Raw genomic sequence first — 16,153 nt, 5'->3', positions numbered from 1 at the left:
GCGGGGCCCACGCTAATGGTGACGTGGGTCACTCCGACACGGCGTGGCGGGTGAAATGCGCGCGGATCCTCGTCAGGCGTCGTCCAGGCCGCGCTCGATGGCGTACCGGACGAGCTCCACCCGGTTGTGCAGCTGGAGCTTGCCGAGGGTGTTCTGCACGTGGTTCTGCACGGTGCGGTGCGAGATGACCAGGCGCTCGGCGATCTGCTTGTAGCTCAGCCCCTTGGCGACGAGGCGCAGGACCTCGGTCTCGCGCTCGGTCAGCTGCGGGGCCTTCGGCTCGTCGGCCCCGGCGGCCGTGGCCGGTTCGGAGGCGAGGCGGCGGTACTCGCCGAGGACCAGGCCCGCGAGGCCGGGGGTGAAGACCGGGTCGCCGACGGCCGTACGGCGCACCGCGTCGATCAGCTCGGCCGTGCTGGCGGACTTGAGGAGATAGCCGGTGGCCCCGGACTTGACCGCCTCCAGGACGTCGGCGTGCTCGCCGCTCGCGGAGAGGACCAGGACCCTCAGCTGGGGGTCGGCGCCGACCAGCTCCTTGCAGACCTGTACGCCGGGCTTCGCCGGGAGGTTGAGGTCGAGGACGAGGACGTCCGGGCCCACCGCCTTGGCGCGGCGCACCGCCTGCTCGCCGTCGCCGGCCGTTGCGACCACGTCCAGGCCCGCCTCGGCGAGGTCGCGGGCGACCGCGTCCCGCCACATCGGATGGTCGTCCACGACCATCACCCTGATCGGTCCGGCCGTCCGCCGCTCTTCCACCTGCGCTGCCGCCTGCTCTTCGCTCATGTGTCCGTTCACCTTCCCCCGTGCGTCCCGCGCTCCCGCGGGACCTTCAACTCGACTTCCGTGCCCTGGCCGGGGACCGAGATCAGCTCGGCCGTGCCGCCCAGATCCCGCAGTCTCCCCCGGATGGACAGGGCGACGCCCATCCGGCCCTCGCCCTCGGCCTGCGCGAGCCGCCCCTCCGGGATGCCGGGACCGTCGTCCCGCACCGTCACGATCACCTCGTCCGGCCAGTCCTCGACCAGGATCCACGCCCGCGCGCCCGCGCCCGCGTGCACCCGGACATTGTCCAGGGCGGCACCGACAGCGGCGGCCAGTTCGCGGGCCGCGGCCGGCGGAAGCAGGACCGGGGCGCCCGGGTCGGAGAGCGTGACCCGCGCTCCGGCGCGCGGGGCGAGCAGCGTCCGCAGATCGACCGGGGAGTCCGCCGCGCCGTCGGGGCGGTCGAGGTCGTCCGGCTCGTCGACGAACCGGACCACCGCCCCCTCGGACTCGTCCTCGGAGACCAGGGACGGCCGGGTCATCCCGCCGGCCACCAGGGTGCGCAGGGCGACCTCCTGCTCCCCCGCCATCCGGCCCAGCTCGGCGGCCTCGCCGCCGAGCGCGGTGCCCCGCCGCTGCACCATCGCGAGGACCTGGAGCACGCTGTCGTGGATGTCCCGGGCCAGCCGCTCCCGTTCGCGGGTCGCGGCCTCGATCTCCAGGGCGCGGGCGAGGGTGCGCTCCGAGGCGCGGGCGACCTCGACGACGTACCCGATGGCGATGGAGGCCACCCACACCAGAAGCACGTTGTGCAGGGTGTCGCGGCTCGGGTGGCCACGCTCGACGAGGTTGGCGACGGCCACCAGCGAGGAGGCGAAGCCGGCCCAGCGCCAGCCGCCCTTGATCGCGTACGCCAGGACGGCCCCGGCCGTCCATATCGACGGCAGCGTGGGGCCGTCGACGGTCCGGGCCTGCGCGTCGGCCAGCGGGGTCAGCAGGATGCCGGTGAGCGCGACCGTGAGGTCGGCGACCAGGAAGCGCTTGGTGCAGCTGGCCGCGTTGGCCACCTTGGGGAGGGTGGCAAGGTTCCAGACGCACAGGACGGCGAGGAAGGCGACGGCCACCCACGGCCGTTCGTAGCGGTCCCGGGAGAAGGCGAAGAGCAGGACCGCGTAGATCATCGTCAGGACGCGGTACGCCGTGAGCGCGCGCCACAGCGGCTGCTCGACCGACATCCGCACGACACGCTCGCGCTTGGCCATCTCCCCCACCCCCGGGCGCTCCTCCCCCGCAGGGGTCAGGCGCCGGACTCTTCCCGTGCCGCGATCTCGGCCTTGACGGCCTCCTTGGCGGCCTTCTCCGCCTCGGCGATCTGGCGCTTGGCGGCCGTCGCGTAGATGTCGACGTACTCCTGGCCGGAGAGCTTCATGATCTCGTACATGACCTCGTCGGTCACCGAGCGGAGGATGAAGCGGTCCCCCTCCATGCCCTGGTAGCGGCTGAAGTCCAGCGGCTTGCCGATCCGGATCCCCGGGCGCATCAGCTTGGGGACGACCTTGCCGGGGGGCTGGATCTTCTCCGTGTCGATCATGGCGACCGGGATCACGGGCGCGCCGGTGGCGAGCGCCACGCGCGCGAGGCCGCCCGGCTTGCCGCGGTAGAGCCGGCCGTCGGGGGAGCGGGTGCCCTCGGGGTAGATCCCGAAGAGTCCGCCCTTCTCGATGACCTCGATACCGGCCTTGATCGCCGCCTCGCCGGCGCCGCGCGCTCCGGAGCGGTCCACCGGGAGCTGGCCGACGCCCTTGAAGAAGGCGGCGGTGAGCTTGCCCTTCACTCCGGGCGAGGTGAAGTACTCGGCTTTGGCGATGAAGGTGACCTTGCGGTCGAGTACGGCGGGCAGGAAGAAGGAGTCCGAGAACGACAGATGGTTGCTCGCGAGGATCGCCGGCCCCTCGGCGGGAATGTTCTCGAGGCCCTCCACCCACGGCCTGAAGGCGAGCTTCAGCGACCCTCCGATGGAGAACTTCATTGCGCCGTAGATCAACTCGAGTACCTTCCGTGTGCCGTCGGAAAGACCTTATCCCGCCTTGTCCCGCACTCCCGCGCCGGAGCGGCCCGCGGCGGGGCACGTTCGTGGATACGGACCTGGTCGGTGTCGGTCCGGTCGCGTACGGTGAAGGTCCTTCCCTCTTTGTCGTCGCTTCGTCGAATCCCGAAGCCGAACCCACGAACAGGAGACCCCGGTGCCGGTCCTTCCCGGAGCCGAGCCGTACCGCCATGAGGGCGGAGAGGTCGGCGTCCTTCTCTGTCACGGCTTCACCGGCTCCCCGCAGTCGCTGCGCCCCTGGGCCGAGTACCTCGCCGAGCGCGGACTGACGGTGTCGCTGCCCCTGCTGCCCGGGCACGGCACCCGCTGGGAGGACATGCAGCTCACGACCTGGCAGGACTGGTACGCGGAGGTCGACCGGGCGCTGCGGGAGCTGCTCGCGCGGTGCGAGCGGGTCTTCGTCTTCGGTCTGTCCATGGGCGGGGCGCTGGCGCTGCGGCTCGCGGCGAGGCACGGGGACGCGGTGCGCGGCCTCGTCCTGGTCAACCCCGGCAACAAGGTGCACGGGGTGGCGGCGCACGCGCTGCCGGTGGTCCGCCACTTCGTCCGTACGACGAACGGCATCGCCAGCGACATCGCCAAGGAGGGCGTGGTCGAGATCGGGTACGACAAGGTGCCGTTGCACGCGGCTCACTCGCTGCGGCGGTTCTTCCGTACGGTGGACGCCGAGCTGCCGCAGGTCACCCAGCCGCTGGTGCTGTTGCACAGCCCGCAGGACCATGTGGTCCCGCCGGCGGACTCGGCGCGCATCCTCAGCCGGGTCTCGTCGACGGACGTGACGGAGATCCTGCTGGAACAGAGCTACCACGTGGCGACGTTGGACCACGACGCGGAGCGGATCTTCGAGGAGAGCTGGGCGTTCATCGGCCGGCTCGCTCCGGACGCGGTCGGGGAGAAGGGGAGCAGGAGCGGTGGCTGAGCAGCAGGACGGGGAGCGCGAGCCGCAGCCCATCGACGAGGAGGCCGCCTGGGCGGCGATCGTCGCCGGGTACGGCGAGGAGCCGGCGGACCCTCCGGGGTCGAGACCGTTCAGATCGGTGGAGGACTTGGCGCTTCCCGAGCCCGTGGAGGACGGGAACACCGACGACGGCGACGACGGCGACGACGACGATGAGGACGACAGCGACGGCGAGGACGGCGAGGACGGCGATCCGGAGAAGCCGGCCCTCGGCAGCTCGATCGTCTTCGCGCCCGGGGTGAGCGTGGGCGGCGGCCCGCGCGACTACCAGCTCGCCGATCCGGACGAGGAGCCGCCGCAGGGCCGCTCGGACGGCGGGGCGGGCGGCGGGGCGGGCAGGTCCGGCGAGGACGACGACGAGGGCCACTTCGTGCCCCCGGAGCCGCCTCCGCTGCCGGAGGCGGACACGACGACGAAGTTCGCGTGGCTGGGCGTGGTGGGCGGCCCGGTGCTGATGCTGGTGGCGGTGCTGTTCCAGTGGGACATGACGTGGTGGCTGACGACGCTGTGCGTGGGCGGCTTCCTGGGCGGCTTCGCGACGCTGGTGGCCCGGATGGAGCACGACGACGACGAGGACGGCCACGACGACCCGGGCCGGGGCGCGGTGGTGTGACGGGGTCCGCCCGGGCCACGGGCGCGGTGGCGTGACAGGTTCCGCCGCCCCGCCGGAGGCGCCGTGGCGTGACAGGTTCCGCCGCCCCGCCGGAAGCGCCTGGCGTGACAAGGCCCCGGGCCGCAGGCGCCGTGGCGTGACAGGTTCCGCCCGGGCCGGGTCAGCTCGCCGGGATTCTGACCGCCGCGAGGACGGGCAGGTGGTCCGTCGCCGCTCGGAGGTCGGCCTCCGGGAGGTTCGTCGGGACGCCGCAGCCGAGGAACTCCACGCCCGGGGTCGCGAGGATCGCGTCGATGCGCTGGTGCGGGTCGGCCGGCGTCGAGGTGTACTCGCCGCCCCAGGGGCTGACCGCCCAGCCGTCCCGCAGCTCCTTCGCCAGGCGCGTGAAACTCCGCCCGTCCGGGCGCTCGTTGAGGTCCCCGGCGACGATCGTGTGGGGCGCGTCCATGGCCGCGACCTGTTCCAGGAGCATCCCCGACTGCGCGTACCGCTCGGACTCCCGCAGGCTCAGATGGCAGCTGATCAGCCCGACCCTGGCCCGCGCGAACCGTACGACCGCCGTCGCGAAGCCGCGGCGGTGCAGGCCCGGGGTGAGCGGCAGCAGCACGTCCTCGGTGCGCTCCACGGTGGCGCGCAGCGAGCACATCAGCAGCGGTCCTGCGGCGGTGGCGCCACCGGTCAGCACATAGAGCTCGCTCTTGGCGGCGAGCCGGGCGGCGTGCTTGCGCCAGCGGAAGAACCGCGGCGCCTCCTGGACGAAGACGAGGTCCGGGGCGCAGGCCCGGATCACCCGGGCGAGGGCGTCCTCGTCGTCCCGCTGGGAGCGGACGTTGTAGCTCAGCACCCGGACGACGGCCGAACCGTCCGCCTCGGTGCGGGAGTTGGGCAGCTCACTGATCGCCATGTCCTGCAACACCATGTCCTGCAACATACGACAACCGCCCGCCGTGCCCCGGAGGGCGCGGCGGGCGGAGTCGTGGCGGACCGGGATGTGTCCGGCGCGTCAGGGCCGGTGTCAGCCCTGGCGGGCCAGGTCGGCGGCTCCGACGAGTCCTGCCTTGCCGCCCAGCTGGGCCGCGAGGACCTGCGCGTGCGGACGGTACCGGCCGCCGATCAGCCAGCGCCGGAAGGACTTGCGGATCGGGTCGAGCACCAGCTCGCCCTCGTCCGAGACGCCACCGCCCACGATGAACGCCGACGGGTCGAACAGCGACGCCAGGTCCGCGAGCCCGGCGCCCGCCCAGCGGGCCAGCTCACGGAAGGAGTCCACGGCCACCGGGCAACCCTGCCGCGCGGCGGCGCTGACGTGCTTGCCCTGGATGCCCTCCGGGGTGCCGTCGCCGAGCCCCAGCAGGATCGCGGCGTTCTCCGGGGTGGCGTTGGCGCGCTGCTTGGCGTACCGGACGAGGGCGCGCCCGGAGGCGTACTGCTCCCAGCAGCCCTGGCTGCCGCAGCCGCACAGCAGGCCGTCGGGGACGACCCGGATGTGCCCGAACTCCGCCGCCACGCCGAAGCGTCCGCGGCGCAGCTTGTTGCCGATGATGATGCCGCCGCCGAGACCGGTGCCGAGGGTGATGCAGATGACGTCCTCGTGGCCCTGTCCCGCGCCGAAGCGGTACTCGCCCCAGGCGGCCGCGTTCGCGTCGTTCTCGACGACGACCGGGAGGCCGACCCGCTGCTCGACCTTGTCCTTCAGCGGCTCGTGCCGCCAGTCGATGTTGGGCGCGAAGAGGACGGTGGCGCGCTTGTCGTCGACGTAGCCGGCGGCGCCGATGCCGACGGCCTCGATCTGGTGGCCCTTGCCGGCCTCGGACACCGCGGCGCAGATCGCGTCGACGATGCCTTCGGGGGTCGGCGGGGTGGGCACCTTGTGCGTGTCGAGGATGTTGCCCTCCTCGTCGACCACGCCGGCCGCGATCTTCGTGCCGCCGATGTCGACGCCGATGGTGAGTCCCATGTGTCCCTCAGTTTTCGGTCGAGCCCCGCTATGGCCAACCGTACCCGAGGGGGGCGACCCTCCCGGTCAGTCGAGATCGATGTGCTGTCCGGTTCCGGGGCCTTCGTCACGAGGATCGTCGGGGCGGTCGGCGGGCGGCGCGGTGCGCGGGTCGTCGCGTTCCGGGCGGGTCTCGTCGCGCGTCCAGCGGGTCTCGTGGCCCTCGACCGCCGAACGGTACGCGGCGAGCAGTTCGCTGCCCGCCGCCGCGAGGTGGTCGAAGACCTGCGGGTTCCGTTCGATGACGGGCTCGACGGCGGCCTTCGCCTGGATGACGAGCTGCTGCACGGTCTGCTGTACGGCTCCCTGGGCGGCCGTTCCGGTCAGCGGGCCCCGCAGCGAGGAGACCTTGTCGGCGACCGCGTCGAAGAGCTTGCGGAACTCCTCCGCGGCCGATCCGGGCTCGGCTCCGGCGGCCGCGCGGCGGCGGGCCTTCTCGGCCTCCAGGTCCTCGGCGCACGCCTTGGCCCAGGCGTCCGAATCGCTCATGGCGTACTCCTTAGGGCTTCTACCGTCGACGGTACACGGCGTCGCGGCCTCCGTTACGACGTCTTCGTCACGACGTCTTCGGCCAGAGCCCGGGGTCGGGGGTGAAGCGGAGCCTGAGATCGCCGTCGACGAGGCCGGCGCCGGAGACGGTGCAGCGGCGCAGGACGGGCGGCAGCGGGACGTTGCGGCGGAACGGTCCGACGGTGAGGAGGAGTTCGTCGCCGCGGCGGACCAGGGAAAGCTCGTCCTTGACGGCGCCGGGCAGGGGAAGGTGCCAGACGAGGATGCCGTCCTCGTCCCTGCGGTCCTCGACGGTCCACTCGGGCGCGGGGGCCGGTGCGGGTCTCTCGTCGACGGCGAGGAGGGCGAGGTCCTCGGGGCCGCGCAGGTCCCGGCCGAGGTGCGGCAGGGCGTGCACCGCTCCGTCGTACGCGGTACGCAGCCGGTCCAGGTGCTGGTGCTGCTGGGCGGTCAGCGCGGCGAACCAGGGGTCCGGGGAGTCGGCCGGGAGGAGTCGGTTGGCGACGACCGTGTCGAGGGCGAGGCCGTGGAGCGCGAGCCCGAGCCGGGCGGTGCGCAGCGCGTCGAGGGCGGCGGGGCCCGGTTCGACGACGAGGCGGACGGTGGTGTCCGGGGCGTCGACCACGGCCTGGACGGCGGCGAGCTCGGCCTCCCAGCGGGCGGTGGTCTCGTACAGCCACTGGGCGGGCATGGGGACGCCGGCGAGCTGGGCGAGCATGGGGCGCAGCGCGCGGGCGGCCTGGCGCTCGGCCGGCAGCAGTCGGCGCAGATAGCGGCGGAGCTGCTCGGGCAGGGCGAGGACGGCGAGGGCGTCGAGGAGCGGCGGCATGTCGACGACGACCAGGTCCCGGTCGCCGGCGGCGGCGTCGCGCAGGGCGCGCAGGAGGGCGAACTCCCGGCTGCCGGGCAGCTCGGTCAGCTCGGCGTCCTCCAGGGGGGCGGCGCCGAAGAGGTCGAGGGCGGTGGCGGAGCGGGCCTGGAGGTCGAGGAACTCGCGGCGGAAGTCGGCGGCGGGGTCGGGCCGGAGGATGCGGAGGCCCTCGCTCAGGAGGGCGTCAGCCTCCGCCGACACCAGCAGGACCCGGCGTCCGGCCTTGGCCTCGGCGAGGGCGGTCGCCGAGGCGACGGTGGTGCGTCCGGCGCCGCCGGGCCCGGTGACCAGGATGATCCTCATGCGGCGGAACGTTACCGCCCGCCGTCGCGGGCGCTGCCCACCCGGCCCATCGGGGCCGGCGACGGGGGGCGAGGAGGTCGCGGGCTTACGCGCCCGACTCCACGCGCTTCTTCAGGCCCGCGAGCGCGCGGTCGATGATGACCTTCTCCGCCTTGCGCTTGATCATGCCGAGCATCGGGATCTTGACGTCGACCGTCAGCTGGTACGTCACCTCGGTGTGCTTGCCCCCGGCCGCCGGCGCCAGCCGGTAGGAGCCGTCCAGGGCACGCAGCATCTGGGACTTGACCAGCGTCCAGGAGACCTCGTCGTCGCCGGTCCAGGTGTACGCCAGGGTGTGGTCGTCCTTGATCGCGCCCGCGTCGAGCAGCAGCCGGACCTTCTCCGCGCGGCCGGCCGCGTCCCTCTCCAGGACCTCGGCCTCCTTCACCTCGCCCGTCCACTCGGGGTAGCGGGCGAAGTCGGCGATCACACCCATGACGTCGGCCGGTGCCGCCTCGATGGTGATGCTCGAGCTGGTGTGTTCGGCCATCGCGGTGGCTCCTCCACTGTGCGGTCCGGCGGAAGTCAACGGCACGAACGTGCCGACCGAAGGCTATCGCGCCGCCGGTACCGGACTCTCACCACTCCAGCGCCCATGGCCTGCCGGTGGCGGCGAAGTGGCCGACGTTGACGCATTCCGTCGCGCCGACCCGCATCCGCCGGGCCAGCGGCTGGTGGACGTGGCCGAAGAGGGCGTAGCGCGGGCGGGTGCGGCGGACGGCGTCGAGGAGGGCGCGGCTGCCCCGTTCGAAGCGCCGGGCCACCGTGTCGTAGGTCAGCTCCGGCACGTCGGGCGGGATGTGGCTGCAGAGGACGTCGACGTCGCCGAGGGCCTCGACCTTCGCCGCGTACTCCTCGTCGGAGATCTCGTACGGGGTGCGCATCGGGGTGCGCAGGCCGCCGCCGACGAAGCCGAAGACCAGGCCGCCGAGCTCGATCCGCTCACCGTCCAGGACGGTCGTTCCCGGGCGCGCGTACTCGGGCCACAGGCGCGGGATGTCGACGTTGCCGTAGGTGGCGTAGGTCGGGGTCGGGAAGGCGGCGAACATCTCCGCGTACTGGCGGCGGACCGCGGACTCGATGGCCGTCTCCCGGTCGACCGCGAGCTCGGACCAGAGCCGTCGTCCCAGTTCACGGGCCTCGTCGAAGCGGCGGGCGGTGCGCAGCTCCACGATCAGGTCGGCGTTGTCGACACCGAAGAGGTCGGGGAAGATCCCGCGACTGTGGTCGGCGTAGTCGAGGAAGAGCACCAGGTCGCCGAGGCATATCAGGGCGTCCGCCCCCTCCCCCGCCTTGGCGAGGGCACCGGTGTTCCCGTGCACATCACTGACCACATGGACTCTCGTGCGTGGCATGGACCCACCTTATGGCGTCGGACCTGCGGTTACTTCCGAGTCCGGGAAGGTGTGGACTACTGTGCGCGAAGCACCGCCACGCATGTGTGACGCACGGAACATCTGGCCTGAACCCCCTATCGGGAACCCAGTACTGATGGGTAACGTCCGGGCAGTCCAGTCGTGCTCACCCCCACTGAGCACCTGCCCGATCTTGGACTTCACCGGTGCATCACACAGAGCCGTGGCGCCGGCGCCCGATGAGGAGCAGCAGTCTTGCGCGAGTTCAGCCTTCCGGCCCTGTACGAGGTCCCCACGGACGGCAATCTGACCGATCTCATCCGCCGCAACGCGTCCCAGCACCCAGATGTCGCCGTGATGGGGCGCAAGGTCGCCGGCGTCTGGACGGACGTCACCGCCCGGCAGTTCCTCGCCGAGGTGCGCGGTGCCGCGAAGGGTCTGATCGCCGCCGGTGTCGAGCCGGGCGACCGGGTGGCCCTGCTGTCCCGTACCCGTTACGAATGGGTGCTCCTGGACTTCGCGATCTGGAGCGCGGGCGCGGTGACCGTGCCGGTGTACGAGACCAGCTCGCCGGAGCAGATCCAGTGGATCCTCGGCGACTCGGGCGCCTCGCTGGTCCTGGTGGAGTCCGCGGCCCACGAGGAGTCGGTGGAGTCGGTACGCGACAGCCTGCCCGGCCTCAAGGGCGTGTGGCAGATCGAGGCGGACGCGGTCGCGCGGCTCACCGCCGCCGGCGCGGACGTCTCCGACGAACTGCTCGACGAGCGGATGTCGTCCGCGCACGCGGACGACCCGGCGACGATCGTCTACACCTCGGGCACCACGGGCCGGCCGAAGGGCTGCGTGCTGACGCACCGCGCGTTCTTCGCCGAGTGCGGCAACGTGGTGGCGCGCCTCAAGCCCCTGTTCCGTACGGGCGAGTGCTCGGTGCTGCTCTTCCTGCCCGCCGCCCACGTCTTCGGGCGTCTGGTCGAGGTCGCCTCCGTGATGGCGCCGATCAAGCTGGGCTGCGTGCCGGACATCAAGAACCTCACCGACGAGCTGGCGGCCTTCCGGCCGACGCTGATCCTCGGTGTGCCGCGGGTCTTCGAGAAGGTCTACAACTCCGCCCGCGCCAAGGCGCAGGCGGACGGCAAGGGCAAGATCTTCGACAAGGCCGCGCACACGGCGATCGCGTACAGCCGCGCCATCGGCACACCGCAGGGCCCGTCGCTCGGCCTGCGGATCAAGCACAAGGTCTTCGACAAGCTGGTCTTCTCCAAGCTGCGCGCGGTCCTCGGCGGCCGGGGCGAGTTCGCCATCTCGGGCGGCGCGCCGCTGGGCGAGCGGCTCGGCCACTTCTTCCGCGGCATCGGCTTCACGGTCCTGGAGGGCTACGGCCTGACGGAGTCGTGCGCCGCGACCGCGTTCAACCCGTGGGACCGGCAGAAGATCGGCACGGTCGGGCAGCCGCTGCCGGGCTCGGTGGTGCGGATCGCCGACGACGGCGAGGTGCTGCTGCACGGCGAGCACATCTTCTCGGGCTACTGGAACAACGAGTCGGCGACGGCGGAGGCGCTGGCCGACGGCTGGTTCCACACCGGTGACATCGGCACGCTCGACGAGGACGGCTATCTGGCGATCACCGGCCGGAAGAAGGAGATCCTGGTGACGGCGGGCGGCAAGAACGTCGCCCCGGCGGTCATCGAGGACCGGATCCGGGCGCACGCGCTGGTCGCGGAGTGCATGGTGGTGGGCGACGGACGGCCGTTCGTGGGCGCGCTGGTCACCCTGGACGAGGAGTTCCTGGGCCGCTGGGCCGCCGAGCACGGCAAGCCGGCGGGCTCGACGGCGGCTACGCTTCGCGAGGACTCGGAGCTGCTCGCGGAGGTCCAGCGGGCGGTGGACGACGGCAACGCGGCGGTGTCGAAGGCGGAGTCGGTGCGGAAGTTCAGGATCCTGAACTCCCAGTTCACCGAGGAGGCCGGGCACATCACGCCGTCGCTGAAGCTGAAGCGCAACGTGGTGGCGAAGGACTTCGCCGACGAGATCGAGGCGATCTACCGCGCCTGACGGCCGCTCAGAACGCCCCTGGCAGGCCCGTGTCGCGGGCCGCCGGGGGCGTTCGCGCGGTCTCGGCGGTGTCGGCGGTCTCTGCGGCGTCCCGGGTCACCGAACACACCGAACACGAAGAGGAGTAGGGGTTTCATGCGGCTCAAGCGCACCGCCGTGCTGGGGGCGGCCCTGACCGCGACGGTCACGGTCTCGGGCTGCAGCAGCAGCTGGGGAGAGGACGCCGGTCTGCCGAAGGCGGGCGACCTGGCGGGGATCGAGCGGATCGTCAGCAAGCACACGATGTGCAGCGACCTGCGCGCCGCCTCCGGGGACGGCTCGATGAACGAGGAGGCCAAGGACCCCTCCTGGGGCATAGGCGAGCGCGCGGTGTGCGGCGACGACCGCGACGACACCCTCACCCTGCTGACCGTCACCGACATGGAGAAGTTCCAGGAGGCGAACAAGAAGGCGGCGGGCCAGGGCGGCGGCGGCCGTTTCCTCGTCGGGCAGGACTTCGCGATCGTCGCTGCGAACAACGGTGTCGCGGAGAAGCTCAAGGCCTCCGGCACGCTGCTCTTCACCTGCGAGAAGGACTTCAAGATCCCGCAGGGCTACCGGCAGGAGGAGCTCCTGGTGGACGGCTGCGCGCTGACCGACTACCTGCCCGCCTAGGCCCGGCCGTCAGCGGCAGGTCCGGCGGCACGGCGGGCGGCGCCCTCGGAGCGCGGGGCGGCTCAGAGCAGCTTCTCGAGCCGCTCCGCGAGCAGGTCCCAGCGCCAGCGCTCCTCGACCCAGGCGCGGCCGCGTTCGCCCATGCGGGCGCGGAGTTCCGGGTCGAGGAGCAGCGTCGCGATCCGGTCCGCGGACTCCTCCGGGGCGTCGCCGCGCACGACCCAGCCGGTCTCGCCGTCGAGGACCGCGTCCGGGGCGCCGCCGGAGTCGCCGGCGACGACCGGGAGGCCGGTGGCCGAGGCCTCCAGATAGACGATGCCGAGGCCCTCGACGTCGAGGCCGCCCCGGCGCGTGCGGCAGGGCATGGCGAAGACGTCGCCGGCTCCGTAGTGGGCCGGCAGCTCCTCCCACGCCACCGCGCCCGTGAACCGTACGGATCCGGCCACGCCGGTGCGCTCCGCGAGTCGCCGCAGATCGTTCTCGTACGGCCCGCCTCCGACGATCAGGAGCACCGCGTCCGGCACCCGGCGCAGGATCTGCGGCAGGGCCCTGATCAGCGTGTCCTGGCCCTTGCGGGGGACGAGCCGGGAGACGCAGACCACCACGGGCCGGTCGCTCAGCCCGAGCCGCTCGCGTACCGCGTCGCCGCCCGAGCCGGGGTGGAAGGTCTTCTCGTCCACGCCCGGCGGGAGCTGTGTCATCCGCCCGGCCGCCGCGGGTGTGAGCGCGGCGGCGATCCGCGAGCGCGTGTACTCGCCGAGGTACGTGATCGTGTCGGTGCCCTCGCCGATCCGGCGCAGCAGCCCGCGCGAGCCGGGCAGCTGCGCCCACCCCGCCTCGTGTCCGTGCGTGGTCGCGACCAGGCGCCGGGCCCCGGCCCTGCGCAGGGCGGGGGCCATCAGGCCGAGCGGTGCCGCGGCCCCGAACCAGACGGACTCGCAGCCGTGCTCTCGCAGCAGCGCGGTCGCCCGCGCGGTGACCCGAGGGGTCGGCAGCAGCATGGTGGTGCGATCCCGGACGACCGTGAAAGGCTGCTCCGCGTCGAACGCGGCGGTCGCCTCGATCCCCTCCCGGCCGCGCTTCCACGTGGAGGCGTAGACCACGATCCGCTCGGGATCCAGGCGCAACGCCATGTTGTGCAAGAACGCCTGGATTCCACCGGGCCGTGGCGGGAAATCGTTCGTTACGATCAAGGTCTTGTACATCGTGGCCGAATGTACCGTGGCCGCGCCCCCCGCCCGGCACCACCTCCGCGACAGCGGACCGACAGGACAAGGACGAGGTAGGAATGACGGGCGTACTGGGCGCACCGCGCACGGGCGGGAAGAGTGGCACGAAGGGCGGCTCGGCCGGCGGCACGAAGCGCGGCGCGAGTCTGCGGCTGCCGCTCGCGCTGTGGGCTCTGACCCGGGTCGTTCTGCTGCTGTGCGTCTTCAAGGTCGTCACGGTCCCCGGCCCCGACGTCACGAGCGACATCGAGCAGATCTACCAGGGCTGGTACGAGGTCCTCCGGACGGGCACGTACCCGATGTCCGACGTGACCTGGCAGTACCCGCCCGGTGCCGCGCTGGCGATCCTCTCCCCCGCGCTGCTGCCGTTCCTGGGGTACTCCGCGGCCTTCTTCGTCCTCGCCTTCCTGTGCGACGCGGTCGTCCTCGGCCTGCTGCTGTACACGGGCCGGCGCCCGGGCCGTGCGCTGCGCGGCGCCTGGATCTGGATCGCCGGCGTCCCCCTGCTCGGCCCGACCGCGTACTCCCGGTACGACCTGATGGTCACCGCCGTCGCCGTCGCCGCCCTGCTCGCCGCCCCGCGCCATCCCCGGGTGCTGGGTGCGCTGGCCGGCTTCGGGGCGATGCTGAAGGTGTGGCCGGTGCTGCTGCTCGTCGGCACCCCCCGCGGCCGTGCCACCTTCCGCTCCTGGTCGACGGCGGCGGGCGCGGCGGCCGGCCTGCTGCTCCTGTGCACGCTCGCGGCGCCGGGCGCGCTGGCCTTCCTGAACTTCCAGCGCGACCGGGGCACGGAGGTCGAGTCGCTGGGCGCGCTGGTCTTCCATGTGGCGCGGCACTTCGGCTGGGAGGGCGAGGCGCGGATGAACTACGGCTCGATCGAGTTCCTCGGCCCGTACGTCTCCACCGTCTCCACGGCCGCGATGGTCCTGACCATGGCCGCCTTCGGCTGGCTGCTGCTGTGGCGGCTCCGGGCGCGGTCCTTCACGACCGCGACTCCGGCGGACGCGGCGTTCGCGGCGGTGCTGCTGTTCACCACCACGAGCCGGGTGATCAGCCCGCAGTACATGATCTGGCTCGTCGGTCTGGCCGCCGTGTGCCTGGCCTACCGCGCGAGCCGGATGCGGCGGCCCGCGCATCTCGTGGTGTGGGCCACGGCGGTGACGCAGTTCGAGTTCCCCGTGTGGTTCTCGCACGTGACGGAGAGCGATCCGCTGGGCATCGCGCTGCTGGTGGTACGGAACGGCCTGCTGGTCGCGGCGACCCTCAGCGCCTGCCGGATCCTGTGGCGCCAGACGGTGGTGGAGCCGCGCCTCGCGGTACCGTCGCTGCCGGCTCAGGCGGACCCCGACCGCGAGAGGTCGATGTCGGCTTCCTGACGGAGCGGCGTACGGCGGTGCAGCATGCCCAGTGCCGCGCACTGCCCCGCCATCGCGAGGGCCATCGCCAGACAGATCCCGGGCAGACCGAGCCCGGACAGGGCGTACGCGAGCGGGAGCTGGGCCAGGACCCCGGCGATGGTGATCCTGGCGAGCCGGGGGCCGCCGCCGCTGCCCTCGAAGACCCCGGCGAGGGCGATGAACCCGGCCGTGAGGACGAGGTGGGGGCCCAGGCAGCGCAGGAAGAGGGCGCCGGCGGCCGTGACGTCGGGGGCGGCTCCGAAGGAGCGCATGACGAGGTCGGCGGTGAGCAGCAGCAGTGCGGCGGCCGCGGCCCCGAGGACGCAGCCGAGGAGTAGCGCCTGCCGGCCGACGGCCCGGCGCTCGTCGCGGCCGGCGCCGAGCAGATGGGCGGTGTGGATGGCGGCGGCCTGGCGCACGGCGTAGAACGCCATGGTCGCGACGTACATGGCCTTGGTGGCGATGCCGTACGCGGCGACCTCGGTCACCCCGAGCCGTGCCACGACGGCGACGAGGGCGAGGGCGCCGGTCATCCGGACCACGAAGTCCAGGGAGATGGGCAGTCCGGTGGAGGCGGTACGGCGCAGGGCCGCGACGGTGCCTTCGGCGGGCCGGACCGAGCCCGCCGCGCGGAGGTGCGGGTCGCGGCGCAGCGCCACGAGCCCGGCGACGAGGGCCGCGCTCCGGCCGATGACGGTGGCGAGGGCCGCGCCCGGCACTCCGAAGGCGTGGATGAGCGGCGGATCGAGGACCAGGATCAGCCCGTTGGCGAGGAACGCGAGGCGCATGGGGGTGCGGGTGTCGCCCGCGCCCTTGAGGATCCCGTCGACGACGTGCGTGGCGAAGAAGACGGCCGTGCCCGGCAGCGAGATCGCGAAGTAGGCGGTGGCGAGCGCGAGCGCGGGGGTGTCGTCGCCGCCGAGGACGAGCCGGGCGAGCGGTTCGCGCAGCAGGTACCCGCCGATCGCGACCGGTGGGACGAGCAGCGCCGCGAGGGTCCAGCCGCCGCGGACGGCGGACCGCAGGGCGCCCGGGTCGCCGGCGCCCCGCGCCCGGGCCACGAGGACGGTCGTGCCGGAGGCGGCCATGAGGACGACGCCGAGGAGGACGTTCTCGACGTTGGTGGCGACGGCGACGGCCGCGACGGCGGCCCCGCCGAGCCGGGCCACCCACACCATGTTGATGATCCCGGCGGCGACCGAGGCCAGCAGCTCGAAGTAGACCGGATACGCGAGCCGTATCAGCGGCCGCCGGTGCCCCATGCGTACTCCCCCTCGAAACGTGCTACCTCGATTCGAGGTGCCGCG

Annotated in this window: 16 protein-coding genes; 5 read left to right on the top strand and 11 right to left on the bottom strand. The window is 72.8% G+C overall.

The window, feature by feature from the left end:
• Nucleotides 1–72 precede the first annotated feature (72 nt).
• Genes ACIRB4_RS08385 through ACIRB4_RS08375 form a run of 3 tightly spaced genes read right to left on the bottom strand, consistent with a single transcriptional unit; the run spans nucleotide 73 to nucleotide 2,791 of the window.
• On the bottom strand, nucleotides 73–783 hold the full coding sequence (locus tag ACIRB4_RS08385; protein WP_403289274.1) for a response regulator: 711 nt from the start codon (nucleotides 781–783) through the stop codon (nucleotides 73–75).
• Between the two features lie 8 nt (nucleotides 784–791).
• Complete coding sequence (macS, locus tag ACIRB4_RS08380) at nucleotides 792–2,024, bottom strand: MacS family sensor histidine kinase (RefSeq protein WP_403289272.1); 1,233 nt, start codon at nucleotides 2,022–2,024, stop codon at nucleotides 792–794.
• 35 nt (nucleotides 2,025–2,059) lie between these two features.
• On the bottom strand, nucleotides 2,060–2,791 hold the full coding sequence (locus ACIRB4_RS08375; protein ID WP_403289653.1) for a lysophospholipid acyltransferase family protein: 732 nt from the start codon (nucleotides 2,789–2,791) through the stop codon (nucleotides 2,060–2,062).
• Nucleotides 2,792–3,005: 214 nt separating this feature from the next.
• On the opposite strand from ACIRB4_RS08375, the gene ACIRB4_RS08370 reads away from it, so the two are divergent.
• Nucleotides 3,006–3,788 carry an alpha/beta hydrolase gene (locus ACIRB4_RS08370; protein WP_403289271.1) on the top strand — a complete coding sequence of 261 codons (783 nt, stop codon included), beginning with the start codon at nucleotides 3,006–3,008 and terminating at the stop codon, nucleotides 3,786–3,788.
• Nucleotides 3,781–4,440 carry a hypothetical protein gene (locus ACIRB4_RS08365; protein WP_403289270.1) on the top strand — a complete coding sequence of 220 codons (660 nt, stop codon included), beginning with the start codon at nucleotides 3,781–3,783 and terminating at the stop codon, nucleotides 4,438–4,440. Before ACIRB4_RS08370 ends, ACIRB4_RS08365 begins: the two co-directional genes overlap by 8 nt.
• A 160-nt stretch (nucleotides 4,441–4,600) precedes the next feature.
• On the opposite strand, the gene ACIRB4_RS08360 is transcribed toward ACIRB4_RS08365, so the two are convergent.
• From ACIRB4_RS08360 to ACIRB4_RS08335, 6 genes are all read right to left on the bottom strand, one after another.
• A complete protein-coding gene (locus ACIRB4_RS08360) occupies nucleotides 4,601–5,344 on the bottom strand; it encodes an endonuclease/exonuclease/phosphatase family protein (protein WP_403289652.1) in 744 nt (247 codons plus the stop codon).
• 111 nt (nucleotides 5,345–5,455) lie between these two features.
• Entirely contained in the window at nucleotides 5,456–6,397 is a 942-nt protein-coding gene (locus ACIRB4_RS08355; RefSeq protein ID WP_403289268.1) for an ROK family glucokinase, read from the bottom strand.
• Nucleotides 6,398–6,463: 66 nt separating this feature from the next.
• The gene (locus ACIRB4_RS08350) at nucleotides 6,464–6,925 is read right to left on the bottom strand and encodes a DUF5304 domain-containing protein (RefSeq protein WP_403289267.1); all 462 of its coding nucleotides are present in this window, start codon (nucleotides 6,923–6,925) and stop codon (nucleotides 6,464–6,466) included.
• 67 nt (nucleotides 6,926–6,992) lie between these two features.
• Nucleotides 6,993–8,120, bottom strand: a complete 1,128-nt coding sequence (locus ACIRB4_RS08345; RefSeq protein WP_403289266.1) for an ArsA family ATPase — start codon at nucleotides 8,118–8,120, stop codon at nucleotides 6,993–6,995.
• Nucleotides 8,121–8,205: 85 nt separating this feature from the next.
• Nucleotides 8,206–8,649, bottom strand: a complete 444-nt coding sequence (locus tag ACIRB4_RS08340) for an SRPBCC family protein (RefSeq protein WP_403289265.1) — start codon at nucleotides 8,647–8,649, stop codon at nucleotides 8,206–8,208.
• A gap of 88 nt (nucleotides 8,650–8,737) precedes the next feature.
• On the bottom strand, nucleotides 8,738–9,514 hold the full coding sequence (locus ACIRB4_RS08335; protein WP_403289263.1) for a metallophosphoesterase: 777 nt from the start codon (nucleotides 9,512–9,514) through the stop codon (nucleotides 8,738–8,740).
• Nucleotides 9,515–9,769: 255 nt separating this feature from the next.
• On the opposite strand from ACIRB4_RS08335, the gene ACIRB4_RS08330 reads away from it, so the two are divergent.
• The gene (locus tag ACIRB4_RS08330; protein ID WP_403289262.1) at nucleotides 9,770–11,566 is read left to right on the top strand and encodes an AMP-dependent synthetase/ligase; all 1,797 of its coding nucleotides are present in this window, start codon (nucleotides 9,770–9,772) and stop codon (nucleotides 11,564–11,566) included.
• Between the two features lie 135 nt (nucleotides 11,567–11,701).
• Nucleotides 11,702–12,220, top strand: a complete 519-nt coding sequence (locus tag ACIRB4_RS08325; RefSeq protein WP_403289261.1) for a hypothetical protein — start codon at nucleotides 11,702–11,704, stop codon at nucleotides 12,218–12,220.
• A 62-nt stretch (nucleotides 12,221–12,282) separates the two neighbouring features.
• On the opposite strand, the gene ACIRB4_RS08320 is transcribed toward ACIRB4_RS08325, so the two are convergent.
• The gene (locus ACIRB4_RS08320; RefSeq protein ID WP_403289260.1) at nucleotides 12,283–13,425 is read right to left on the bottom strand and encodes a glycosyltransferase family 4 protein; all 1,143 of its coding nucleotides are present in this window, start codon (nucleotides 13,423–13,425) and stop codon (nucleotides 12,283–12,285) included.
• Nucleotides 13,426–13,508: 83 nt separating this feature from the next.
• Between ACIRB4_RS08320 and ACIRB4_RS08315 the strand changes: the two genes are divergently transcribed.
• On the top strand, nucleotides 13,509–14,825 hold the full coding sequence (locus ACIRB4_RS08315) for a glycosyltransferase 87 family protein (RefSeq protein WP_403289259.1): 1,317 nt from the start codon (nucleotides 13,509–13,511) through the stop codon (nucleotides 14,823–14,825).
• On the opposite strand, the gene ACIRB4_RS08310 is transcribed toward ACIRB4_RS08315, so the two are convergent.
• Nucleotides 14,783–16,108, bottom strand: coding sequence for an MATE family efflux transporter (locus ACIRB4_RS08310; protein ID WP_403289258.1), 1,326 nt, complete (start codon nucleotides 16,106–16,108; stop codon nucleotides 14,783–14,785). The two genes, ACIRB4_RS08315 and ACIRB4_RS08310, sit on opposite strands and share 43 nt — an antisense overlap.
• Nucleotides 16,109–16,153 lie beyond the last annotated feature (45 nt).

It is taken from the genome of Streptomyces sp. NPDC093600, from assembly GCF_044764755.1.
GTDB lineage: Bacteria > Actinomycetota > Actinomycetes > Streptomycetales > Streptomycetaceae > Streptomyces.
Note: the sequence above shows the minus strand (reverse complement) of the source record. Positions and strands in the feature narration are given on the sequence as shown.